The following is a 7,134-nucleotide window of genomic DNA, read 5'->3' on the forward strand; positions in this document are numbered from 1 at the left end:
GCTTAAGTGAACAGCATTGCGGCCATCGACCGGGCTTGGCGACACGTTGACGACGGCGGGAGGGGCCGGCGCTACGGTGTTGCGGTGACGTCAGATCCAGCGCATGCCTTCGAACGGGTTCCAGCTGGTGCTACCTTTGACCTTGTCCAGGTAGTAGGCGTAATTGGCGACCATGCCGGTCAGCAACGACATCGGCAGCCACAGCACGTTCTGGAACGCGGCGGGCAGGAACGAGGCGACGATGCCCACCAGCAGGCTGATGCCGATCAGGCCCAGGGCCTTGCGCCACAGACCGATGATGAAGAAGTAGATGAAGCCGAAGAAGAAGGCATAGAGATTCATGCCGATCTTGACCTTGTCACCGAAGCTCAGCGTCTTCAGCGCTTCCTTGTAGGCCGGCTCCTTGGGGCCGCCATGACGGTCGAAGAAGTCGAAGCGGAACTGCCACTTGGGGCTGAGCTGGGTGCGATCAAAGGTGTCCATTCCAATCCATGTAGTTGAAAACGGTTACATGATAGGCGATAGCGTATTCAGCAGCACGTGTTTTGCAGCGAACTCGACATAAAGGGCCAGCTAACGCACACGGCCGGCCGACTCCGACACGAGGCCGGCCACGCCAGCCTCCCGTCACGCCAGCCGCTACCGCTGCTGGCTGACGCCGGTGCCGCGGCGCGCGCGGCGGCGGGCGTAGAGCGCATGGTCGGCGCGGTCGACCACCGCGGTCAGCGCTTCGCCTTCCTGGCGCAAGGCCGTGCCCAGCGTGAACTGGATCGGCGCGTCGTCGCCGGCGGCCAGATAGGTGCGCACCAGCTCTTGTAGCTGCTGCTCGCTGGCCTGGTGCAGCAGCACCAGGAATTCGTCGCCGCCCAGCCGCACCAGGTGGTCCTGGCGGCGTAGCGGATCGTTGAGAAACCAGGCCATCTGCACCAGCACTTCATCGCCGCGCTGGTGGCCGTAGGTGTCGTTGACCAGCTTGAACTTGTCCAGGTCCACCACCACGCAGCCCCAGCGCACGCTGGCATCGCGCCTGTCCAGATCGTCCAGGAAGCGGCGATTGAAGCAGTTGGTCAGCGGGTCGGTGAACGACCATTCCAGCAGCTGTTTTTCCTGCTGATACTGGTTGGTGATGTCCTGGGCGTGGGCCAGGACCAGGGTGGCGTCAGCTTCCACGTCGAGCACGTTGTGGTATTTCCAGTGGCGCAGGCTGCCATCGCCGGCCACCAGCTCGATCACGCCCGAATCCTGGCCGTCGAGCACCATGTTTGACAGGTAGCCGCGCACGCCGCCATGCCGCTCCGCGCGGATCAGCTCGAACAGCGTGCGGCCTTCCATCTCTTCCACGCTGCGGCCCAGCGAGCGCGCTGCCGCCGGGTTGACGCTGATCAACCGGCCATCCATGTCATGGGTGCAGATCAGCCCCAGGCTGTACTGGAACATCTTGCGGAACTTGCGCTCGCTGGCCGCCAGCGCGTCCACCGCGCGATGGCGGTCGGTGACGTCCTGGATGGCGCCGACCAGGCGCATGCGGCCGTCGACATGCTCCACCGCGCCGGTGCTGTGCACCCACAGGCGGCGGCCGGTGCTGCTGATCAGCGGCAGCTCCAGATCCCAGGCAGTGCCTTCACGGACGCAGGTTTCTACCGCCTCGGTGATTACCGCCCGTGCTTCCAGCGGGTAGAAGGTGATGGCTTCGGAAAGCGTGGGCTGGTAGCCCGCCGGCAGGTCGTGCATCCGGCAGGTTTCGTCCGACCAGGTCAGCGTGTTGGTGCTCACATCCACTTCCCAGCCGCCGACGCCGGCCACCCGCCCGGTACGCTCCAGAAACGCTTCGCTCTCGCGCAGGCGTTGCTGCAGCCGGGCGTTGATGTCGGCGCGTTCGAGCATCACCCGGCGCTGTTCCAGCCCTTCGGCGGCGACCTTGGCCAGCTGTTGCAGGGCCGCCAGCTGGGCCGGCTCCAGCTGACGCGGGCGCTGGTCGATCACGCAGACCGTGCCCATGCGCAGGCCATCGGACAGCACGATGGGGGCGCCGGCGTAGTAACGGATGCCGGGTGTATCGGTGACCAGGGCGTTGTCGCAAAAGCGCGGGTCGGCCGGGGCGTCGGGCACCTCCATCACCGCATCGTCCTGGATGGCGTGGGCGCAGAACGCCAGCTCGCGCGGGGTTTCGGACACGCCCGGCAAGCCGATATTGGCCTTCCACCATTGCCGATGCTCGTCCACCAGCGACACCAGCGCGATCGGCGTGCCGGCGATGGCCTGCGCGGCCGCCGCCAGCGCATCGAAGAACGGTTCGGAGTCGGTGTCGATCACCTGCAACAGCGCCAGCCGCGCCAGACGCTGCGCTTCGCTGGTGGTGGATGACGCAACGGTATCGCGCTGATTCAAAGGCAAGCTCGCTCGTGCCCGGTAATCCGCGCAGTCTAGCGGACCGGGCATACCTGTTAGCGACGCCCCGCGCGAGGTTCCGTGCGCTATCGCACACAGCGGCGCCGGGCGTGCCGGTGCCGGGTTGCCGGCGCGCTGTCAGGCGTTGGCATCGGCCTGGGTGGCGGCGCCGTCATCGCGCATCTGCAGGGCCAGATACAGGCGCACGCAGTCGTCGGTGTTGCGCAGGTCCACGCCACACAGTTCTGCGATGCGCTGCATGCGGTAATCGAGCGTATTGCGGTGGATGGCCAGTGCCTTGGCGGTGGCGGCCATGCGCATGCCGGCGCCGAACCACACCGACAAGGTCTGCACCAGGTCGCCGCGACGGTCCTGGGCCAGCAGTGCCTGCAGCGGCTTGCGCAATTCCTCGGCCTGCCAGGCCTGGCGCAGGTCGTCCACCAGCACCGGCAGGCGATGGTCGTCGTAGAAGAACGCATCGGCCTGCGGCGCGCGCGCCTTGCCGATGCGCATGGTGGTGCGCGCGATCTGATGCGACAGGGCCAGCCCGTTGGGCTGCGGAAAGTACTGCCCCAGCGCCAGGCGGATCCGCAGCGGGCTGCTGGCGCGCATGCGCTCGAGCAAGGTGTGTGCGCGGCGGCGTTGTTCGCTCACGTCCCAGCGGCCGCGACGGTCCAGTGCGGGCTTGAGCACCACCAGTTCGTTGAGCGCGGTGGCGGCGATCAGGTTGCCGCGTTCGGGCGTGGACAGCAGCGTGTGCAGGCGCTGCAGCTCCACCAGCGTGGCGTCCAGGTCGAGGGTGTCGCTTTCCACTTCGATCACCGCTGCCACGCGCGGCAGGTCGAGTGCGATGCCGAGCCGTTCGGCCCAGCCGGCCAGTGCCGGGGTCGGGCCGTCGGCGCGGATCAGGCCGAGCGTGACTTCCTCGCGCAGGCGCGCATCGCGGGCCAGCAGGCGCAGCAGGCCGGCCTGTTCCAGCATCGCTTCGGCGGCCATGCGCACCAGTTCGGCCTGTTGCCCGATCCGCTGCGGCTCGCCGGTCAGCCCGACGCAGCCGACGATGCGGCCATCGGCGATCAGCGGCAGGTTGACGCCCGGGCGCACCGCGTCCAGTTGCTGCGCCAGCGCCGTATCGATCTCCACCCGGCCCTGCCGGGACAGCACCAGCAGCGCGCCTTCGTGCAGCTGGCCGATGCGCGCCGGCTCGCCGCTGGCAATGATGACGCCGGTGTGGTCCATCACATTGACGTTGCCGTCGAGGATGGTCATCGCGCGGTCGACGATGGACTGCGCCAGGGTGCGGTCGAGGGTGAGCATGGGCGTGGTGGTCTGTGGACGCGAACGAGGGAGATCACGGTGCCATGGTCGGCGCGCGCATGTTCGACACCGGTGTACCTGTATAGGGTGCGGCGGCGGCCGGTGCTTCTACCGCCGTTGCTGACAGCCTGCCGCACACGGTTCGATCCGGATGCGTCAGGCGAAGATGCGGCGCGCTGAAACGCCTGCTGCCGGCGCGCTGCGCATCCCCGTGAGTGAGCAGCCGACGTCCCGGAATCGGTGGCAGTCACGCCTGCAACGCGCCGCGTCGCGCCGTCGCCCTGCAGGCGCCAGGCATGTCCTGCGGGCCGATGCGCTGCAGTGGGACAGGTGGCACGAGGAGGGCCTGCGTGAGGCCGTCAGCGACCTTCTCCGACTGCATGCACCTGCGCCAACGCCCTGCCCACCTGCAGCGCCGCAGCCACACTGCGCGCGGCAATGCGCACGTTGCTGGCGGCTTCGGCCAGCGCCTGCTCCACCGTGCAGGCGCGATGCACCACCGCGAACATCGCATCGATGCCGTGGCCATGCAGCAGCGCGGCGCCGTTGCCCAGGCAACCGGCGATGGCGATCACCGGCTTGCCGTGCCGCTGCGCCACCCGCGCCACGCCAACCGGGGTCTTGCCGTGCAGGCTCTGGCTGTCCAGACGGCCTTCGCCGGTGATGACCAGATCGGCCTGGGCGACCAGCGCATCCAGCCCGAGCACCTGCGCCACGATCTCCACGCCGGGGCGCAGCTGCGCGTCCAGATACGCCACCAGTGCCGCGCCCAGGCCGCCGGCCGCGCCGCCGCCGGGCAGGTCGTGCAGTTGCACGCCGAGGTCGCGCTGCAACAGGTTGGCGTAGTGCTGCAGGTTGCTATCGAGTTCGCGCACCATGCCGGGCGTGGCGCCCTTTTGCGGGCCGAACACCGCCGAAGCGCCGGTCGGGCCGATCAGCGGGTTGTCGACATCGCAGGCCACTTCGAACCGGCAGTCCTGCAGGCGCACGTCGAGGCCTTCGGTGTCGATGCGCGCCAACGCAGCCAATGCGCCGCCGCCCGGGCCGATCGCCTGGCCTTGCGCATCCAGCAACCGTGCGCCTAGCGCTTGCGCCAGGCCGGCGCCGCCGTCGTTGGTGGCGCTGCCGCCGATGCCGATGATGAAGCGCCGCGCACCGGCATCCAGCGCGGCCAGGATCAACTCGCCCACGCCCGCAGTGCTGGTGCGCAGCGGCGCGCGCTGCGCCGGCGGCACCAGCGCCAGGCCGCTGGCAGCGGCCATTTCGATCACCGCAGTGCGGCCGTCGCCGGTCAGGCCGAAGAACGCCTGCACCGGGGTGCCGAGCGGGCCGCTGACGGTGCAATCGATCACCCGCCCGCCGGTGGCCGCCACCAGCGCATCGACGGTGCCTTCGCCGCCATCGGCGACCGGCACCTTGGTGTAGTGCCAATCGGGAAACACCTCGCGGAAGCCGGCCTCGATCTGGGTGGCCACCTCCAGCGCCGACAGGCTTTCCTTGTAGGAGTCGGGGGCGATGACGATCTTCATGGGCACACTCGCTTGATGAGGCGCATCACCGGTTCACCGCGCGCGCCGGCACCCGCAGCACCAGTGCGGCGCCCAGCAGCATGGCCCCTGCCAGCACGTACAGCGCCAGCTCGGTGCTGTGGGTGGTGTCCTTGATCCAGCCCACCAGGTACGGGCTGACGAAGCCGGCGACCTGGCCGGTGGAATTGATCAGCGCCAGCCCGCCGGCCGCGGCGGCGGCGGTGAGAAAGCCGTTGGTCAGCGGCCAGAACAGCGGCAGCCCGCTGACCGCGCCCATCGTGGCCAGGGTCATGCCGAACAGGGCCAGACCCAGGTTGTCGGTGACGCTGGCGGCGATGCACAGCCCGGCCGCCCCCATCAGCAGCGGGAGTACCAGATGCCAGCGGCGCTCGCGGCGGCGGTCGGCCGAGCGGCCCATCAGCACCATGAACACCGCCGCAGCCAGGTAAGGGATGGCGCTCATCAAGCCGATGCGGGTCGGGTCGGTGACGCCGCTGCCCTGGATGATGGAGGGTAGCCAGAAGTTGATCGCATACACCCCGCTCTGGATGCAGAAGTACACCGTGCCCAGCATCCACACCGCCGGGTTGCGCAGCACCGCGCCCAGCGAGGTGGAGGCGCCGGCCGGCTTGCCCGCTTCGTCGGCGGCCAGCGCGCGGGCCAACGCCTGCTTCTGCTGCGGGTCCAGCCAGGTCGCCTGCTGCACGCCGTCGCTGAGCAGGAACCACACGCCGATGCCGAGCAGCACGGTGGGCAGGCCCTGCAGCAGGAACATCCATTGCCAGCCGGCCAGCCCGCCCTGCCCGGCCGAGAAATGGCTGAGGATCCAGCCCGACAACGGCCCGCCCAGCACTCCGGAGATCGGGATGGCCGACATGAAGACGGTCATGACCCGGCCGTGCCGGGCGCGCGGGAACCAGCGCGTCAGGTACAGCACGATGCCGGGGAAGAAGCCGGCTTCGGCCGCGCCGGTGAGCAGGCGCAGGGTGTAGAAGCCAGCCGGCGTGCGCACGAACAGCAGGCAGGTCGACAGCAGGCCCCAGCTGACCATCATGATCGCCACCCAGCGGCGTGCGCCGATGCGCTGCAGGATCAGATTGCTCGGCACCCCGCAGGCCAGATAGCCGATGAAGAAGATGCCCGCGCCCAGCCCATACACGGTCTCGCTCATGCCCAGGTCGCCGAGCATCTGCAGCTTGGCGAAGCCCACGTTGACCCGGTCCAGGTAATTGAACAGGTAGCAGACGAACAGGAACGGGATCAGCCGCCACAGGATCTTGCGGTAGGTCGGGCCCATGCCGTCGGGGGGCGGCAGGGGCCGGGAGGCTTGGGTCATCGCACGCTCCAGCAGTCGGTGGGCCCACCGGCGCGCAGTGCTGGCACCGGCACCACACAGGGGTCGGCGCATTCTAGTTGGAGCTTTTTCCCGGAAGCATCGTCAGGCTGCTGCCTGTCTGCGGGCTGGCAGGCGTAAGTTTTAGTGCAAATGCCCAAATCCGCATCGGGGACGCTCGGCCTGTGCCAGGCTCGGAGCGCCGCAGCGACCATGTGGTGACTGGTGCAGGGCTGGCCGCCCCGATGCAGCGACGGCGACCCGCCACCCAACCACTTGGCTGACAACTGGCGCCGGCGCACTCCGCGCGCCCCAATCAGCCAATCCGGCGAAGAAGCCCGCAGCGGCAATGCGCCTTTACCCCAGCCCTGCACTTACGCCCCACCGCCAGGCCCAACACAGCACCCAGCCCCGCACGACAGACCGCCCCGGCTTTGCGATTCCCGATTCCCGATTCCCGATTCCCGATTCCCGATTCCCGGTTCCCGATTCCCCGCTCCCGGCACCAGCCCCTGCGCTCTACCGATTCCCCACTCCCGATTCCCCATTCCCCGACGCATACCCCTC

General features: G+C 68.8%; 5 protein-coding genes. All 5 read right to left on the reverse strand.

Annotated features, from left to right (window positions below; genetic code table 11):
* Positions 1 to 90: 90 nt before the first annotated feature.
* Positions 91 to 483: a DUF2628 domain-containing protein gene (locus Y887_RS17260; protein ID WP_046965519.1), complete on the reverse strand. Its 393-nt coding sequence runs from the start codon at positions 481 to 483 to the stop codon at positions 91 to 93.
* Positions 484 to 639: 156 nt separating this feature from the next.
* On the reverse strand, positions 640 to 2,388 hold the full coding sequence (locus tag Y887_RS17265) for a sensor domain-containing diguanylate cyclase (protein ID WP_046965520.1): 1,749 nt from the start codon (positions 2,386 to 2,388) through the stop codon (positions 640 to 642).
* 138 nt (positions 2,389 to 2,526) lie between these two features.
* The gene (locus Y887_RS17270) at positions 2,527 to 3,705 is read right to left on the reverse strand and encodes a sugar diacid recognition domain-containing protein (protein ID WP_046965521.1); all 1,179 of its coding nucleotides are present in this window, start codon (positions 3,703 to 3,705) and stop codon (positions 2,527 to 2,529) included.
* Positions 3,706 to 4,064: 359 nt separating this feature from the next.
* Positions 4,065 to 5,234, reverse strand: coding sequence for a glycerate kinase (locus Y887_RS17275; RefSeq protein ID WP_046965522.1), 1,170 nt, complete (start codon positions 5,232 to 5,234; stop codon positions 4,065 to 4,067).
* 25 nt (positions 5,235 to 5,259) lie between these two features.
* The gene (locus tag Y887_RS17280; protein WP_046965523.1) at positions 5,260 to 6,570 is read right to left on the reverse strand and encodes an MFS transporter; all 1,311 of its coding nucleotides are present in this window, start codon (positions 6,568 to 6,570) and stop codon (positions 5,260 to 5,262) included.
* Between the last annotated feature and the right edge of the window lie 564 nt (positions 6,571 to 7,134).

Origin of the sequence: Xanthomonas pisi DSM 18956 (assembly GCF_001010415.1) — a bacterium.
Taxonomy (GTDB): Bacteria; Pseudomonadota; Gammaproteobacteria; order Xanthomonadales; family Xanthomonadaceae; genus Xanthomonas; species Xanthomonas pisi.

Coding starts and splice junctions, on each gene's coding strand:
- Y887_RS17280 (WP_046965523.1), bottom strand. CDS start 6,570: ATGACCCAAGCCTCCCGGCCCCTGCCGCCCCCCGACGGCATGGGCCCG.
- Y887_RS17275 (WP_046965522.1), bottom strand. CDS start 5,234: ATGAAGATCGTCATCGCCCCCGACTCCTACAAGGAAAGCCTGTCGGCG.
- Y887_RS17270 (WP_046965521.1), bottom strand. CDS start 3,705: ATGCTCACCCTCGACCGCACCCTGGCGCAGTCCATCGTCGACCGCGCG.
- Y887_RS17260 (WP_046965519.1), bottom strand. CDS start 483: ATGGACACCTTTGATCGCACCCAGCTCAGCCCCAAGTGGCAGTTCCGC.